The sequence below is a fragment of the Hansschlegelia sp. KR7-227 genome (assembly GCF_049446035.1).
In the GTDB taxonomy this organism is placed as follows: Bacteria; Pseudomonadota; Alphaproteobacteria; order Rhizobiales; family Methylopilaceae; genus Methylopila.
In genome coordinates this window covers 173243-190339 of record NZ_JBMSEA010000002.1, presented here as the reverse complement: position 1 = coordinate 190339, position 17097 = coordinate 173243, and the positions used below count along the sequence as shown (strand labels likewise).

The 17097-nt window shown below is 69.1% G+C and carries 10 protein-coding genes; 4 read left to right on the top strand and 6 right to left on the bottom strand.

Going from position 1 to position 17097, the window contains the following annotated elements; genetic code table 11:
* Positions 1-149 precede the first annotated feature (149 nt).
* Positions 150-593, top strand: coding sequence for a very short patch repair endonuclease (locus tag ACO2RJ_RS16365; protein WP_423269192.1), 444 nt, complete (start codon positions 150-152; stop codon positions 591-593).
* 72 nt (positions 594-665) lie between these two features.
* Here the strand turns inward: ACO2RJ_RS16365 and ACO2RJ_RS16360 are convergent, their stop codons facing one another.
* Both ACO2RJ_RS16360 and lepA read right to left on the bottom strand, forming a co-directional pair.
* The gene (locus ACO2RJ_RS16360) at positions 666-890 is read right to left on the bottom strand and encodes an amino acid transporter (protein ID WP_423269191.1); all 225 of its coding nucleotides are present in this window, start codon (positions 888-890) and stop codon (positions 666-668) included.
* A gap of 7 nt (positions 891-897) precedes the next feature.
* Positions 898-2703 (bottom strand): translation elongation factor 4, encoded by a 1806-nt coding sequence (gene lepA / locus ACO2RJ_RS16355; protein WP_423269190.1) that lies wholly within the window; start codon positions 2701-2703, stop codon positions 898-900.
* Between the two features lie 360 nt (positions 2704-3063).
* Here lepA and ACO2RJ_RS16350 point away from each other — a divergent pair, with 360 nt between their 5' ends.
* The gene (locus ACO2RJ_RS16350) at positions 3064-4761 is read left to right on the top strand and encodes a carboxylesterase/lipase family protein (RefSeq protein WP_423269189.1); all 1698 of its coding nucleotides are present in this window, start codon (positions 3064-3066) and stop codon (positions 4759-4761) included.
* 309 nt (positions 4762-5070) lie between these two features.
* Positions 5071-6087 carry a helix-turn-helix domain-containing protein gene (locus ACO2RJ_RS16345; protein WP_423269188.1) on the top strand — a complete coding sequence of 339 codons (1017 nt, stop codon included), beginning with the start codon at positions 5071-5073 and terminating at the stop codon, positions 6085-6087.
* A 15-nt stretch (positions 6088-6102) separates the two neighbouring features.
* Here ACO2RJ_RS16345 and ACO2RJ_RS16340 read toward each other — a convergent pair whose 3' ends face one another.
* From ACO2RJ_RS16340 to mutS, 3 genes are all read right to left on the bottom strand, one after another.
* Positions 6103-7185, bottom strand: coding sequence for a fatty acid desaturase family protein (locus tag ACO2RJ_RS16340; RefSeq protein WP_423269187.1), 1083 nt, complete (start codon positions 7183-7185; stop codon positions 6103-6105).
* Between the two features lie 154 nt (positions 7186-7339).
* On the bottom strand, positions 7340-10168 hold the full coding sequence (locus ACO2RJ_RS16335; protein WP_423269186.1) for a [protein-PII] uridylyltransferase: 2829 nt from the start codon (positions 10166-10168) through the stop codon (positions 7340-7342).
* Between the two features lie 123 nt (positions 10169-10291).
* The gene (mutS, locus tag ACO2RJ_RS16330) at positions 10292-12961 is read right to left on the bottom strand and encodes a DNA mismatch repair protein MutS (protein WP_423269185.1); all 2670 of its coding nucleotides are present in this window, start codon (positions 12959-12961) and stop codon (positions 10292-10294) included.
* Between the two features lie 220 nt (positions 12962-13181).
* Here mutS and ACO2RJ_RS16325 point away from each other — a divergent pair, with 220 nt between their 5' ends.
* The gene (locus ACO2RJ_RS16325) at positions 13182-15464 is read left to right on the top strand and encodes an NADP-dependent malic enzyme (protein WP_423269184.1); all 2283 of its coding nucleotides are present in this window, start codon (positions 13182-13184) and stop codon (positions 15462-15464) included.
* Positions 15465-15517: 53 nt separating this feature from the next.
* Here the strand turns inward: ACO2RJ_RS16325 and ACO2RJ_RS16320 are convergent, their stop codons facing one another.
* Positions 15518-17074: a cation:proton antiporter gene (locus ACO2RJ_RS16320; protein ID WP_423269183.1), complete on the bottom strand. Its 1557-nt coding sequence runs from the start codon at positions 17072-17074 to the stop codon at positions 15518-15520.
* Positions 17075-17097: the final 23 nt, after the last annotated feature.

Below are 17097 nucleotides of genomic sequence, written 5' to 3'. Positions count from 1 at the left end.
GCGGCCCCCACGTCTTCAACCGGCCCGTTGTCGCCGGGTCGGCCCACGACCGTGATCGCGGCGCTCGGCGGGGACGTCGCGCCTGAAAGCCGCGGGAGGCGGAGCGCGACGGTTCATTCGCAGGCGGCCTTGACCTAAAGATTCGATCTATGGCCGCTCTCACGCTTCCCTCCCCCGAACGCTCCGCCGTCATGCGCGCTGTGAAGGGCCGCGACACCAGGCCGGAGATGGTCGTGCGCCGCGCCGCCCACGCGCTCGGCTACCGCTTCCGCCTCCACCGCAAGGACCTGCCGGGCAGCCCCGACCTCGTCTTTCCCTCGCGGAAGAAGGCGATCTTCGTCCATGGCTGTTTCTGGCACGGCCACGATTGCGCCCGCGGCGCCCGCATGCCGAAGACGAACGCCGAGTATTGGACAGTCAAGATCGCGCGGAACATGGCGCGGGACGCGCGGGTGCGCGGGGAGCTTCAGGCCCTTGGCTGGGAGACGCTGACGCTGTGGGAGTGCGAACTGAAGAATCCGGACCAGCCGGCGGAAGCGCTCAGCGCCTTCCTCGGGCCCGGGCCGGGGCGGGCGTCTTGCTCGGGGTCGTGAGAATGTAGGCGCCGACGCCGATGAGCGCGGCGCCGATCGGCATCGAGAAGAAGAGCAGAATCTGGAGCGTCGTCATTCGCGCAGTCCTCGCAGGGCGCGTCTCGCCACCAAATGTAGGACGATGCTGAACGGAAAACAAACCGCCACGAAGACGATGAGCAACCACGTCGGCGCGGTCTGCGCGGCGAGCATGCTGAAGATCGGGGCGAAGCCGCCCACTGCGGCGACGGCGATCGCGAGCCCGTTCACATAGGTCGCCGTAAGCTTCAGCCGCTCATTGTGGGACAGATCGCCCAAGCGCGTCTCACTCGTCCATCTTCAGCGCGGCGATGAAGGCCTCCTGCGGAATCTCCACGCGGCCGAACTGACGAAGCTTCTTCTTGCCGGCCTTCTGCTTGTCGAGCAGCTTGCGCTTGCGGCTGGCGTCGCCGCCGTAGCATTTCGCGGTCACGTCCTTGCGCAGCGCCCGAATGGTCTCGCGGGCGATGATCTTGCCGCCGATCGCCGCCTGAACCGGGATGACGAAGAGGTGCGGCGGGATCAGCTCCTTGAGCTTCTCGCACATCACCCGGCCGCGGGCCTCCGCGCGGGTGCGGTGGACCAGCATCGAGAGCGCGTCGACCGGCTCGGCGTTGACGAGGATCGACATCTTCACGAGGTCGCCGACCCGGTAGTCGGTGATGTGGTAGTCGAACGAGGCGTAGCCCTTGGAGATCGATTTCAGCCGGTCGTAGAAGTCGAACACCACCTCGTTCAGCGGCAGGTCGTAGACCACCATGGCGCGCTTGCCGACATAGGACAGGTCGATCTGCAGGCCGCGCCGGTCCTGGCAGAGCTTCAGCACGGCGCCGAGATAGTCGTCCGGGGTCAGGATCGTCGCCTTGATCCAGGGCTCGTTGATCTCGGCGATCTTCATCACGTCCGGCATGTCGGCCGGATTGTGCAGATCGATCTCGGTCCCGTCGGTGAGGTTGATCTTGTAGATCACCGAGGGCGCGGTCGCGATCAAATCGAGGTTGAACTCGCGCTCCAGCCGCTCCTGGATGATCTCCAGATGCAGCAGGCCGAGGAAGCCGCAGCGGAAGCCGAAGCCGAGCGCGGCCGAGCTCTCCATCTCGAAGGAGAAGCTGGCGTCGTTGAGGCGCAGCTTGCCCATCGCGGCGCGCAAATCGTCGAAGTCGGCGGCGTCGACGGGGAAGAGGCCGCAGAACACCACGGGCTGGGCGGGCTTGAAGCCCGGAAGCATCTGGGCCGTCTGGCGCTTGTCCTCGGTGATGGTGTCGCCGACGCGGGTGTCCGCCACCTCCTTGATGGAGCCGGTGAAGAAGCCGATCTCGCCGACGCCGAGCTCCGCGATGTCGGTCATCTTCGGGGTGAAGACGCCGATTCGATCGACGTCGTAGACGGCGTCGGCGCCCATCAGGCGGATCTTCATGCCCTTCTTCAGGACGCCGTCAACGATCCGCACCAGCACGACGACGCCAAGATAGGTGTCGTACCAGCTGTCGACCAGCAGCGCCTTCAGCGGCGCCGCGCGGTCGCCCTTCGGCGGCGGCAGACGCTTGACGATCGCCTCCAGCACGAGGTCGATGCCGAGGCCGGACTTGGCCGAGATCGGCACCGCGTCGGAGGCGTCGAGGCCAATCACCTCCTCGATCTGCTCCTTCACCCGCTCGGGCTCGGCGGCGGGCAGGTCGATCTTGTTCAGGACGGGCACGATCTCGTGGCCGTTGTCGAGCGCCTGGTAGACATTGGCGAGCGTCTGCGCCTCAACGCCCTGGCTCGCGTCGACCACCAGCAGCGAGCCCTCGCAGGCGGCGAGCGACCGGGAGACCTCGTAGGCGAAGTCGACGTGCCCCGGCGTGTCCATGAGATTGAGGATGTAGGTCTGGCCGTCCTGCGCGGGGTAGGTGAGGCGCACCGTCTGCGCCTTGATGGTGATCCCGCGCTCCTTCTCGATGTCCATCGAGTCGAGCACCTGCTCGGTCATCTCGCGGGCCTGCAGCCCGCCCGTGAGCTGGATGAGACGGTCGGCGAGCGTCGACTTTCCGTGGTCGATATGCGCGACGATCGAGAAGTTGCGAATGTTGTTTTGCGGTGCGGCGGCCATGGCGCCGCGGATAGCAGGGGGCGAGCGCAACGGCAAGGAGATCAGGCGCTCGGCGGCGTCCGATCGATTGGTCGTCCGCCGCGCTGGGGCCGCGAACGAGGCGGTCAGGGTCCGCCGGTCGATCCTTCGCCCGATTGGTCCTCCGCGACGCCCTCCCCGGCGGGCACGGTCGTTGAGCGCGCTCGTCGGTTCTCTGCGCGCCTGCTTCCGCTTCCTTCAGCGCCGAGATTATTCCGGCCCGCGCTCGCCACACTGCCCGTCCGGCGAGCGGCCCGAGCGGCTCGAGGTCAGCGTTCGCGCTGACGGACGACGCCGCTCGGAACCGCGCCGGCACAAAAAGACGTCAGGGAGGACGACGAAATGGCGACGTTGAGAGATGCGCGCGCAAGAGCAGGGCGATCCGGCCGCGCGGCGATTCTGGCGGGAGCCGCCCTTGCGGCGGCGGCGTTCGCGGCGCCCCAGCCGTCGGAGGCCGCTCCAGGTCCGAAGGTGACGACCGACACTGGTCCGGTCCGCGGCTTCGTGGAGGGCGACGTCGCCCGCTTCTACGGCATTCCCTATGCGCAGCCGCCGGTCGGCCCGCTGCGCTGGATGCCGCCTCGGAAGATGAAGAGCTGGACCAAGGTGCTCGACGCCACGACGTTTGGGCCCCAATGCCTGCAAGTCACGACGCTCGGCCCGTTCGCAGGCCCGCAGAACACCAATGAGGACTGTCTCTATCTCAACGTTTACGCGCCGGCGGCCAATCTGGGCGCGGGCAAGCTGCCCGTGATCGTGTGGATCCACGGCGGCGGCAATGTCGACGGCGCGAGCGACGCCTATGACGGCTCCAAGATGGCGCGCGACGGCAAGACGGTCGTGGTCACGATGAACTATCGCCTGAACCTGATGGGCTTCTTCGCGCATCCGGCCATCAACGCGGAAGGGCACCCCTTCGGCAATTATGGCGTCATGGACCAGCAGTCCGTGCTGCGGTGGGTGAAGCGGAACATCGCGGCCTTCGGCGGCGATCGGAACAACGTGACGCTCGGCGGGCAGTCCGCCGGCGCCTCGGACACCATGGCCAACATGACCTCGCCGCGCTCGGCGGGCCTGTTCCACCGCGCCATCCTGCAGAGCGGGGTGGGCTCGACCACTCCGCTCGCAACCGCCGAGACCAACGCGAAGAACATGGCGGTCGCGGCCGGCTGCGGCTCGGGCGCGGACGCCGCGACCGCCGCCTGCCTGCGCCGGCTCACGCCCCAGCAGGTCTTCAACCTGGCGGGCACGCAAAGCGCCAACAGCGCCTATATCAGCGGCCTCATCGAAGACGGCCAGGTCATTCCCGGCCGGTTCGTGGACGCCCTGGCGTCCGGCGACTTCAACAAGATGCCCGTCATGAGCGGCGCGACGATCGACGAGGCGACCTTCTCGCTCGGCATCGCGCAGTATTTCCGGCCGGGACAGACGCCCGCGACGGAGGCCGACTACAAGGCGAGGCTCGCGATCTACGGCGGACCGACCTATCCGGCGAACGCGCAGGCCCGTGTCCGGAGAAGCTATCCCTTGTCGGCCTACGCCTCGCCGCTGCTGGCGCTGAGCGCCATCGCCAGCGACACGACCCAGTGCACGCAGCTCAACACCAACATGCTGCTCTCAAGCCAGGTGCCGGTCTACGCCTACCAGTTCGCGGATCGGACGGCGCCGACCTACTTCCCCAAGATGCCGGGCTATCTGTCGCTCGCCTATCACACGGCCGACATCCAGTATCTCTTCCCTGGCTGGCATGGCGGCGACGAAGGCATCCCGCACAACCTCAACGCCAAGCAGCGGAAGCTGTCCAACGAGCTCGTCACGGCCTGGACCAACTTCGCCTGGTCGGGCAATCCGAACGGCGTCGGCAACAGCCCGTGGCCCCGCTTCACGGCCAGGAAGTACCTGCCCGGGGTGCTGGAGCAGAACATCCCGTTCTCGCAGCCGATCACGCCGGCGGCCTTCGTCGCCGAACACAAATGCAATCTGTGGGACCAGATCCTGCCCTATCACCCGCGCGTGACCGCATCCGCCGCCACGAAATGACGACCGGGGTGTCGTCAACTCCGATCGATGACGAATGAAGGACCCCGGGGGCTCGTCCCCCGGGGTTTCGCGTTGGAAAGCCAGAAAACGCCGCAGCTGCATCTCGCAGCCGCGCAACTCCTCTTAATCGAAGAAAGCTTGATAGAAGTAGGAGCCCTCTATGATGCGGCGCAGTATAGGTCAGATTGCGCGCCCTTTACGACTTCGCTCTGGCGTTGAATGTGTGATTTATTGCTGACAACGTTGAAAGCCGACGTCAGACTACGGCGAAGGGTCGTCGAATGCAGGGCCCGCGCAGTGGAAAGCCTGATGCGGCGGGACAACGCGAAGGCCAAGGGCATGCTCGACGAGATGTCCGCGGGAGCTGCGCCGGAACCGCCCCGTGTCGAGGTGTGGGACAGCCACTACGCTCCGGCGAGCCAGGCGTTCGCCCGGTTCCGCGAGGCGGTGTGTTCGGCCTTCATGCCATGGACGCCGCAATTCGCGGGCTCCGACTTCCACGGTCGGGTGCAAAGCATCGCCCTTGAAAACGGAGCCGTCGGCCGGGTCCATACGAGCTCGATCGTCGCCCGGAAGACGATGCGAGACATCGCGAACTCGTCCGTCGAGTGCCTGCACGGCAATTACGTGTTCTCAGGCGAACTCCAGGTCGAACAGGCCGGGGAGCGCGTCGTCGCCAAGCCCGGCGAGCTGGTCCTCTATCACAGCCATGTGCCCACCGTTCTGACGGAGAAGCCGGATTGCGGCTGCGACAATCTCGCTTTCATCATCCCTACTGCGCGGTTGAGGATGGGCGACGGCTTCGACAGCCGCGATCTGACGCGCCTGGGTCCGGCGGGAAGGCCGATCGAGCCGCTGGTTGCGTGCCTCGACATGCTGACGCGGGAGCTGTCGTCGCCCTCTTCGGCCGGCCAGCTGTCGGCGTTGCTCGACGCTTGCGCCTGCCTGCTTCCGATTTCGCTCGACGACGGCGTCGAGGCCGTCAGGCGCGGCCAGCCGCGGGAACGCCGCGGCTTGCTGGACGACGTCATGCGGTTCGTGGACCAGAACATTGCCGATCCCGATCTCAAGCCGTGGCGGGCGGCCGAGCGCTTCGGAGTGTCGGAACGCTACGTCCACAAGCTGTTCATCCGCTCGGGCACGACGTTCGGAGGCTACGTGACCGCTGAGCGTCTGGAACGCATCCGATCGGAGCTGGTCACGATGCGTGGACGACGGCCGCCGATCTCGGAGCTCGCCTTCCGGTGGGGCTTCGCCGACATTTCGACCTTCAACCGGGCCTTCAAGCGCAGGTTCGGACGCACGCCGAAGGACTATCGCGCCTAAGTCGCGACCAGGCGCTCACTCGCCCGCGACGATCTCCGTCGCCGTCGCGCGGCGCCGGTCGCGGATGGCGCCGAGCAGGCGACCTGTCACATGCCAGAAGCCGCGGTGACTCCCCTTGTGATAGGCGGAGTCGGCCGGCAGGGCCTCGCACAGCCGGCGATGGGCGGCGCCGAGCGCGTGGTAGGGCAAACGCGGCAGCAGATGGTGCAGCCCGTGGTAGCGCAGGCCGACGGGCGCCCAAAGCATGGGAAGCGTCGCCGGCGGCGGCACGTTGACCGAGTCGAGGAACTGGCCCGTCGACGTCATCTCGTCGCCCTCGTTCTCCCAGTGATGGGCGGCGAGCGTCCGGACCTGGTTGAGGACAGCCACGGCGGAGCCGAGGGCGAGCGCGGTCAGGAAGATTTGGAGCGGAATGACGCCCGCGATCGTGAGCCCGAGAAAGGCGATCGCCCAGGCCGAGCAGAGGACTTCGAGCGTGATCCAGAGCGGGCGCTGCGCCTCCGTCGGATGGTCGCGCTTGTAGTGCGGGTTGATCGAGAGCGCCGAACAGCGCTCGATCATGAAGGTCCTCACCGGCGGAAGGATCGCGGCGAGCGGCGCCAGCACGGCGAAACGGATCAGCAGCCCGATAGGCGCCAACGCCGAGACGAGCACGAAGCCGATCACGTGCCAGACCGTCTGGCGGGCGAGCGGCATGTATTCCGGGTCGAGGATCGTGCCGTAGCGCGACTTGGCGTGATGCTGGTTGTGAACGCCCTCATACATCAGCGAGGGCACGAGATAGGGCACGCCGATCAGAACGTTGTAGCCGGCCTTGAAGCCCGGCACGTCGCTCGCCCGCAGATGGCTGACCTCGTGGATGAAGCTGACGCCGCGATAGAAGGCGAGCACGGAGACGACGAAGGCGGCGGCCTTCAGGCCGAACGTCGGGAGCAGGATCGCGCCCGCGAAGCCGGCGTAGGCCACGCAGGCGGTGAGAACGAGGTCCGCCCAGTAGATCGCGGGCTTCGCGGCCGTCAGGTCCGCGCAGATCTTGTGCGCGGCGGCGGCGAGCTGGCGTTCCGGGAGCGCTGCGAGGTCGGGTGCGGCTGCGGACAAGACGGGCCTTCGGGTCGATGGTCGAAAGGGGTAATTTAAGACCCCTATATCGCTCGGGGACGCGGCGGGACAATAGCATCGTCGTCGGCCGGGGGACACCCGCGGGCCATGCCGCGACGACGCGGCCGCTCTGCGACGCGCAAGGGACCGCGCGTTATTTGGCGACCGCCTTCTCGCGGGCCTTCTCGTCCGTCTTGGTTTTCGCCTCGCCCTCGAAGGCGGCCTTCATGCGGGCGCGGATGGTCGCCTGGCGGCTGGCGCTGGAGATCTTGGCCCCCATCAGGTCCGTGACGTAGAACACGTCGACCGCGCGCTCGCCGAAGGTCGCGACATGGGCGGAGGCGATGTTGAGGTTGAGACGCGAGATCGCGTTGGTGAGCTCGTAGAGCAGGCCCGGCCGGTCGAGGCCGACCACCTCGATCACGGTGTGGCGGTCCGACCAAGCGTTGGTGACGGTGACCTCGGCCGGAATCTCGAAGGCGCGGGCCCGGCTCCTCGCCCCCGCCCTGGCCTTGTTGGCGACGATCTCGAACAGCCGGATCTCGCCGCGCAGGGACTGCTCCACGCTGTCGGCGATGCGACGCGCGCGGCGGAGTTCGTCGTCGTCCTCGGCGAAGGCGCGGCCGATGAAGATCGAATCGAGCGCGAAGCCGTCGGTCGTGGTGTGGATGTGCGCGTCGACGATGTTGGCGCCGGCCGCCGCGCAGGCGCCGGCGATCACCGACAGGAGCTTCGGATGGTCGGGCGCGAAGACGGTGAGCTCGGTCACGCCGCGGAACGCGTCCGTCGCGATCGCGGTCGCGAGCTTCTCGTCGGCCGCGTCGGCGCCCGCAAGCAGGCGAGCGTGGCGCTCCGCCCGCTCCGGCTCCACCTTGAGCCAGTAGGGAGGATAGTGGCGTTGGGCATAGGCCTCGAACGCCGCGTCCGTCCAGTCGGAGAGCCGCTCGCGCAGTTCGTGCTTGGCGGTGTCGACGAGATTTCTGCGGTCCCCCGCGGAATGGCCGCCGGTCAGCACGAGCTCGGTCGCCCAATAGAGCGTGCGCAGAAGCTGGCCCTTCCAGCCGTTCCACACCCCCGGCCCCACCGCCTTGATGTCGGCGATCGTCAGGATGAGCAGCATCTTCAGCCGCTCCGGCGACTGAACGATCTTGGCGAAGTCGTCGATCGTGCGGCGGTCCGACAGGTCGCGCGACTGGGCGACGATCGACATCGTCAGATGCTGCTCGATCAGCCAGGCGACCGTCTCGGTCTGCTGCGGCGACAGGCCGAGCCGCGGGCAGAGCCGCCGCGCGATCTTCGCGCCGGCGACCGAATGGTCCTCAGGGCGACCCTTCGCGACGTCGTGCAGGAACAGCGCGACATAGAGCGCGGTGCGGTCGCGCACCGTCGGCATCAGCTCGTTGGAGAGCGGATGGTTGTCGGCCTCTTCGCCGGCGTCGATCTGGGCGAGGATGCCGACCGCCCGCAGCAGGTGCTCGTCCACCGTGTAGTGGTGGTACATGTTGAACTGCATCATCGCGACGATGCGCCCGAAGTCGGGAATGAAGCGGCCGAGCACGCCGGTCTCGTTCATCCGCCGGAGGATCGTCTCGGGCGACCGGCGCGAGGTCAGAATCTCGAGAAACAGCGCGTTCGCCTCGGCGTTGTCGCGCAGGCGGCCGTCGATGAGCTTCAGCGACTTGGTGAGCAGCCGGACCGCATAAGGGTGCAGCGCGAGGCCGTTCGCGTCCGCGATCGCGAAGAACCGGATCATGTTCACGGGGTCGGTCGCGAAGGTCTTGTCGTCGCGAACGTTCAGCCGGTCGTGGTCGATCACGAAGCCGGCGTTCTCCTTGACCGAACGGATGCGCGGGCGGCGGAAGCGGGTGAGGAAGCGGTCGAGCCTCGGCTTCGGCTTGTCCTGCCGCTCCTCGAGCGCATGGCACATGATGGCGGTGAGGTCGCCGACGTCCTTCGCGACAAGGAAGTAGTGCTTCATGAAGCGTTCGACGTCGCGCAGGCCGGGATGCTCGGTGTAGCCGAGCGCGACCGCGATCTCGCGCTGCAGGTCGAAGGACAGCCGGTCCTCGGCCCGCCCCGTGATGAAATGCAGGTGGCAGCGCACCGCCCAGAGGAAGTCCTCGCACTTCCGGAACAGGCGAAGCTCCGCCGCCGAGAACAGCCCGACGCCCACCAGGTCGGCGACGTCGCTCACGCGGTAGACGTATTTGGCGATCCAGAACAGGGTATGGAGGTCGCGCAGCCCGCCTTTGCCCTCCTTGACGTTGGGCTCGACGAGGTAGCGCGAACCGCCCGAGCGGCCGAGCCGGGCGTCGCGCTCCGCAAGCTTTGCGGCCGCGAACTCCGCGGCCGTGCCTTCGACGACCTCGGCGTCGAAGCGGCGCATCTTCTCCTCGAGGAGCTCGGCGTCGCCGGCGACGTAGCGGGCCTCGAGGACGGCGGTGCGGATCGTCATGTCGGCGCGCGACAGGCGCACGCATTCGTCGATCGAGCGGGTGGCGTGCCCGACCTTCAGGCCGAGGTCCCACAGCACGTAGAGCATGGCCTCGACCACGCTCTCGCCCCAGGCGGTCTGCTTGTAAGGCAGCACGAACAGCAGATCGACGTCGGAACCAGGCGCCATCGCCCCGCGGCCGTAGCCGCCGACCGCCGCGACGCAGATCCGCTCGCCGGAAGACGGGTTCACGCGCGGGTAGAGATCGGTCGCCGCATGATGAAACAGGGCGGAGACGACGCCGTCCATCAGCGCGGACAGGCGTTCGGCGCAGGCGGTCCCGTCGGCGTCCTCGTTCAGCCATGCGCGGGCGGTGGCGTGGCCTTTGGCGAGCACCGCCTTGAGCCGGCCGACCACCGCGGCGTGGCGCTTCGCGCCGTCCTCGCGGAACGTCTCGGCGATCTCGGCGAGTTCGACGATCAGCGCGTCGCGATCGACGATCTCACGGGCGTCGCGCACGACGCGCAGGCGTTGACGGACGGTGGACATTGAGCGGTAGCGACTCGTGTCGGGTTTTGCGGGGGCTCAGCCGCGGTCGCGGACCATAACGGCGCAATGGTGAAGGCGCTATCTATGGCGGGAGCCGCCACGCCGCAAACGCAGACCGCTCCCTCAGGCGCCCCTGAGCCCCTTCAGGCGGTAGAGCGCCTCAAGGGCTTCGCGCGGCGTCAGGGCGTCCGGATCGACCGCGTCGAGCGCGGCCAGAGCCGCGTCCAACTCGGCGTCAGGCGCCTTGCGGATGGCGGCGAATAACGGCAGGTCGTCGATCATGCGCTCGACCGGAGATGCGCGATCGGCGGCCTCCAACTCGTCGAGCACGGCCTTGGCGCGCTTCACCACGGCGGACGGCAGCCCGGCGAGCTTCGCGACCTGGATCCCGTAGGAGCGGTCGGCGACGCCAGCCGCGACCTCATGGAGAAACACCACCTCGCCCTTCCACTCCGCGACGCGGACGGTGGCGTTCCGCAGGCGCGGCAGGCGGCGCGCGAGGGCGGTCAGCTCGTGAAAATGCGTCGCGAACAGCGCGCGGCAGCGATTGACCTCGTGCAGGTGCTCAATCGCAGCCCACGCGATCGACAGGCCGTCGAAGGTCGCGGTGCCGCGGCCGATCTCGTCGAGGATCACCAGCGAGCGCGGGCCCGCCGTGTTCAGGATGGCGGCGGTCTCGACCATCTCGACCATGAAGGTCGAGCGGCCCCGGGCGAGGTCGTCGGCCGCGCCGACGCGCGAATAGAGCCGGTCGACGACGCCGATGCGCGCCGCCTTCGCCGGAACGAAGGCGCCGGCCTGGGCGAGCACCGCGCAGAGCGCGGCCTGTCGGAGATAGGTCGACTTGCCGCCCATGTTCGGGCCGGTGACAAGCTGGATCAGGCCGCCCGCGGCGTCCGGCGCCGAGAGGTCCGCGTCGTTCGGGACGAACGGCTTGCCCTCGCGCCGCAGCGCCGTTTCGACCACGGGGTGGCGCGCGCCCTCAAGGCGGAAGTCGAGCCCGTCGTCGACATGCGGCCGAACATGCGACTCCTCGACCGCGACTTCGGCGAGCCCCGCCGCGACGTCGAGCGCGGCGAGCGCGTCGGCGCAGGCGCGCGACGTCTCCCAGCTGTCCGTCACCCGCGCCGCCAGCCGGTCGAACACGCCGAGCTCGATCGCAAGCGCGGTGTCGGCGGCGTCGCCGATCCGGCGTTCGAGGTCGCCGAGCTCGGTCGTGGTGAAGCGCATCGCGCCGGCCATGGTCTGGCGGTGCACGAACGTCTCGGCGTGCGGCGCCTTCAGCAGCCGCTCGCCATGCGCCTGCGGCGCCTCGATGAAATAGCCCAGCACGTTGTTGTGCTTGATGCGCAGCGTCCGGATCTCCGTCTGCTCTGCATAGGCCGCCTGCAGCTGGGCGATCACCTTGCGGCTCTCGTCGCGCAGGGCGCGCGTGGCGTCGAGCTCCGCGTCGCAGCCGGGCCGCACGAAGCCGCCGTCGCGGCGCAGCAGCGGAAGGTCGTCGTCCAGCGTCCGCCTGAGGTCGAGCGCGAGCCCATGATCCGCGGCGTCGAGCGCGCGCGCGACGCCGGAGAGCTCCTCCGGTGCGTCCTCGAGCGCGTTCAGCCGTATCGCCAGCGCGTGCGCCGCGTCGAGCGCGTCGCGGATGGCGGCGAGGTCGCGCGGGCCGCCGCGTCCGAAGGCGACGCGCTGGCCTGCGCGGGCGAGGTCGGGCGCGCGGGCGAGCGCCGCCCGGACGGGGCGGCGCAGGTCCGGCGCCTCGATCAGCGCGGCGACGGCGTCGTGACGGCGCGCGATGGCCGCCGGATCGAGCAGGGGTCCCGCGATCCGGGCGGCCAGCAGGCGGGAGCCGCCGGGGGTGACGCATCGATCGACCGCATCGAGCAGGCTGCCCTCGCGCTCGCCCGAAAGCCTTCGAACGAGCTCGAGATTGGCGCGCGTGGCGGCATCGATCTCCATGATCGTTCCGCCACCCTCGCGAGCGGGCCGCGACAGCGGCGGGCGGCTCGCGAGCTGGGTGCGCTCGAGATAGGCGACGATCGCGGCGGCGGCGGACAGTTCAGGCTTCGACAGCGCTCCGAAGGCTTCGGTGGTCGCGACGCCGAAATGCGCGGCGAGCCGCGCCTCCGCGCGGGCGGGATCGGCCACGTCGCGTCCGACGGGCGTGACGGCCGCGCGGGTTTCGTCGAGCGCCGGCCCGAGCTCCGCCACCAGGGCTTCGGGAACGAGAACCTCGGCCGCGTCGAGCCGCGCCAGCGCTGCTCCGAGGCCGGCCGCCGGCGTCTCGCCCACCGCGAAGGCGCCGGTGGAGACGTCGACATGAGCGAGGCCGAAGACAATTCCGCCGTCTGCGCTCCGGCCGCGAACGAGCGCCGCGAGCAGGTTCGCCCGGCGCGGCTCCAGCAGCGTGTCCTCGGTGAGCGTCCCCGGCGTGACGAGCCGCACCACGTCGCGGCGCACGACCGATTTCGGTCCGCGCTTCCGCGCCTCCTTCGGGTCCTCCGTCTGCTCGCAGACGGCGACGCGATGGCCGGCGGCGATCAGGCGCTGAAGGTAGTCGTCGGCGCGCTCCACCGGCACGCCGCACATCGGAATGTCCTCGCCGAGATGCTTGCCGCGCTTGGTCAGCGCGATCCCCAACGTGCGGCTCGCCACCTCGGCGTCGCCGAAGAACAGCTCGTAGAAATCCCCCATCCGGTAGAACAGCAGGCTGTCCGGATTGGCGGTCTTGATCTCGATGTACTGCTCCATCATCGGCGTCGGGCGCGCCGTGACGGGAGAGGCGTCGGTCATAGCTCGGTTCTGGAAGGAGCCGTTGTCGCCTTCTTCGAACGCGATTCCGGGCTCGGGCGCAAACGCCTTGGCGGACGCCGCGCTCGACGGGCGGTAAAACCTGCGCTTTCGCGTCTCGAACTCCCCGACCCGCGTCCGCGTTCGACCCCCGGCGGGTCGACGGCGGCGGGCCCAGTCGTGTAAGGCCCCGGTCGGAGCCATCGCCTGATTGGAAACGTCTATGTCAGAAGCCCCGAAGGGCCGCCGTCCCCGTCCCACTTTCACCGACCAGGAGGCGCTCGACTTCCACGCCCGCGGTCGGCCGGGCAAGCTCGAGATCGCCGCGACCAAGCCGATGGCGACGCAGCGCGACCTGTCGCTCGCCTATTCGCCGGGCGTCGCCGTGCCGGTGCTCGTGATCGCCGAAGACCCCGACAAGGCCTTCGACTACACCACCCGCGGCAACATGGTCGCCGTCATCACGAACGGCACCGCGATTCTCGGGTTGGGCAATCTCGGGGCGCTGGCGGCGAAGCCGGTGATGGAGGGCAAATGCGTGCTCTTCAAGCGCTTCTCGGACATCGACGCCTTCGACCTCGAAGTGAACACCGAGGACGTGGACGAGTTCGTCAACTGCGTGCGCTTCCTCGGGCAGACCTTCGGCGGGATCAACCTCGAGGACATCAAGGCGCCGGAGTGCTTCGTGATCGAGCAGCGCCTGCGCGAACTGCTCGACATCCCGGTGTTCCACGACGACCAGCACGGCACGGCGATCATCGCCGCCGCCGGCATCCTGAACGCGCTGCACGTGACGGGGCGCGACATCGCGGAGACCAGGCTCGTCTGCAACGGCGCGGGCGCCGCCGGCATCGCCTCGCTCGAGCTCATCAAGGCGATGGGCTTCCGGCACGAGAACGTCATCCTCGTCGACACCAAGGGCGTCGTCTACGAGGGCCGGAAGGAGGGCATGAACCAGTGGAAGTCGGCGCACGCCGTCGACACGAAGGCGCGCACGCTCGCCGACGCCGTGAAGGGCGCCGACGTGTTCTTCGGCCTGTCGGTCAAGGGCGCGCTGACGCCCGAGATGGTCGAGACGATGGCGGACCAGCCGATCATCTTCGCCATGGCGAACCCGGACCCTGAGATCGCGCCGGACGTCGCGCAGGCGGTGCGCGGCGACGCGATCGTGGCCACCGGGCGGTCCGACTACCCCAACCAGATCAACAACGTGCTGGGTTTTCCCTACATCTTCCGCGGCGCGCTCGACGTGCGCGCCACCACGATCAACATGGAGATGAAGATCGCGGCGGCCGAGGCTCTGGCGGCGCTCGCCCGCGAGGACGTGCCGGACGAGGTCGCCGTCGCCTATGGCGGGCGGCCGCGCTTCGGACGCGACTACATCATCCCGACGCCTTTCGACCCGCGGCTGATGTCGACCGTGCCGCCGGCGGTCGCGCGCGCCGCGATGGACACCGGGGTCGCACGGCGCCCCATCGTCGACATGGAGGCCTATGTCGCGGAGCTGCGCTCGCGCCGCGACCCTGTCGCCGGCACGCTCGCGCGCATCTTCGAGAAGGCGCGGCGGCGGCCGAAGCGGGTGGTGTTCGCGGAGGGCGAGGAGGAGCAGGTCATCCGCGCCGCGCTCTCCTTCGTCCATCAGGGACTTGGATCGGCGATCCTCGTCGGCCGCGAGGACCGGGTGCGCGCCAGCGCGGCGGCGGCCGGCGTCGAGCTGCGCGACGGCGTCGAGATCCACAACGCCCGGCTCTCCAGCCGCAACGCGGCGTACACGAACCACCTGTACGGCCGCCTGCAGCGCCAGGGCTTCCTGCAGCGCGACTGCCAGCGCCTCGTCAACCAGGACCGCAACCACTTCGCCGCCTGCATGGTCGCGCTCGGCGACGCCGACGCGATGGTTTCGGGCGTGACCCGGAACTACTCCACCGTGCTGGAGGAGGTGGGCCGGGCGATCGACCCCAAGCTCGGCCATCGCGCGATGGGCGTGACGCTGGTGATCGCCCGCGGCCGCACCGTCATTCTCGCCGACACCGCCGTCTCCGAGGTCCCCGAGCCGGAGGAGCTCGCCGACATCGCGGTCGAGACCGCGAGCGTCGCGCGGCGGCTCGGCTACGAGCCGCGCGTGGCGCTGCTTGCCGCGTCGACCTTCGGCAATCCCCCGTCCTCGGTCCGCTCCGACCGCATCCGCGAGGCGGTGAAGGTTCTCGCGGCCCGGCACGTCGACTTCGAGTTCGACGGCGAGATGACGGCCGATGTCGCGCTCTCGCGCGACGTGCTCGCGCTCTACCCGTTCTCCAGGCTCTCCGGTCCAGCCAACGTCCTGGTGATGCCGACCCTGCAAAGCGCGACCATCGCGACGCGCATGATGCAGGAGCTCGCCGGCGCCACCGTGATTGGCCCGCTGCTCGTCGGACTCGAAAAGCCGGTCCAGATCGTCGGGCTCGGCGCGACCGACGCCGACATCGTCAACATGGCCGTGTTGGCCGCGTTCAACGTCGGCGGCTGAGGGACGTTCGGGAGACCGGTCCGGGCGGCGAGATCCTGAGAAGGCGCGGCGCGTCAGCGAAGGCCCGCGCTCAGCTCGGCCCAGTCGAGCTCTTCCTCCAGCACGCGGTAGGCGTCGTCCCCGATCACGGATTGGCGGCGGAGCTCGATCGCGCGTTCGCGCGCGGCCTCGATCGCGCGCAGGCGCGGTCGTCCGCCGCCCAGCACGTCCTCGGCCCCGGGCGCTCCCTCCGTCTCGCTGAGCTCGATCGCCGCGCCGAACTCCTTGCGGACGAGCTTCGCCTGCAGGCTGTCGTCGTCCTCGATCGCCTTGAGGCCGGCCCGGTAGGTCTCGGCGCGCGCCTGGCGGACCTCCCGTCCGACGGGGTCGTCGTCGCTCAGGCCCATCCACCGGATCAGCGGCCCCAGAGTGAGGCCCTGGATCGTCAGCGTGCCGAGGACGACGGTGAACGCCGTCAGCAGGATGAGGTCGCGATAGGGGAAGGGGGAACCGTCGGCGAGCGTCTCAGGCACCGCGAAGGCGGCGGCGAGCGTCACGATCCCGCGCATGCCGGCCCAGGAGATGACGATCCCGCCATTGACGGTCGGGCGCGCCATGGGCCGTGGCGGGTTGAAGCCGCGCCGCTCGATCTTCAGCCGGAGCGCCGTGTTGAAGGTCATCACCCAGGCGAACCGCGCCAGGATCGTGACGGCCAGAACGGCGAGCGCGATGCCGGCATATTCCAGGCGCAGATCGCCGAGACGCTCCCAGATCGGCCGAAGCTGGAGGCCGATCAGCACGAAGGCGAAGGCGTTGAGCACGAAGACGACCGTCTCCCAGACGGCGAAGACAGGCACGCGCATGCGCGCCGACAGGCGTGCCGAGCGCCGCCGCGCGATCGTCATGGCGTAGACCACGACGGTGAGGATGCCCGAGAGGCCGATCGCCTCCGCCGCGATCCACACGCCGAAGGTCAGGCTGAACTGGAAGATGATGGCGATCGGCGCGTCCGGCACGCGCGACATCCAGGTGGTGAACAGGGCCGCGGCGAATCCAGCCGCGACGCTGCCGAAGACGGTCAGCAGGAAGATCGGCGCAAAGGACCAGAAGCTGACGCCGCCGCCGACCGCCGCGACCACGGCGAGCCGGTAGATCAGCAGCGCGCTCGCGTCGTTCAGCAGGCTCTCGCCTTCGAGAATCTTGAGAATGCGGTGCGGCAGCTTGATCTGGCGGACGACGGCGGTCGCAGCGGCCGCGTCCGGCGGGGCGACGACGGCGCCGAGCGCGATCGCGACCGGCCAGGGCATGTCCGGCACGAGGACGCGGGCGAGGATCGCGACCGCCGCCGTGGTCGCCGCGACCGCCACGACCACCAGTCCGGCGACCGGCGCCCAATTGTCCCGGAGATCACGGAGCGACGTGTCGTAGGCGGCGTCCACCAGCACGGGCGCGACGAACAGGGTGAGCGCGAGATGCGGGTCGAGCGTCCATTCCGGCCCGTCCGGCACGAAGGCGAGGCAGGCGCCCCCGATCGCGAGGAACGTCGGGTAGGGGGCGCCCAGCCGCCGCGCCAGCAGCGCGAGCAGCGCCGCGCCCAGAAGCAGGGCGACGATCCACTCGAAGGTTTCCAAGGCTCGGGCTCCGGACGGGGAAT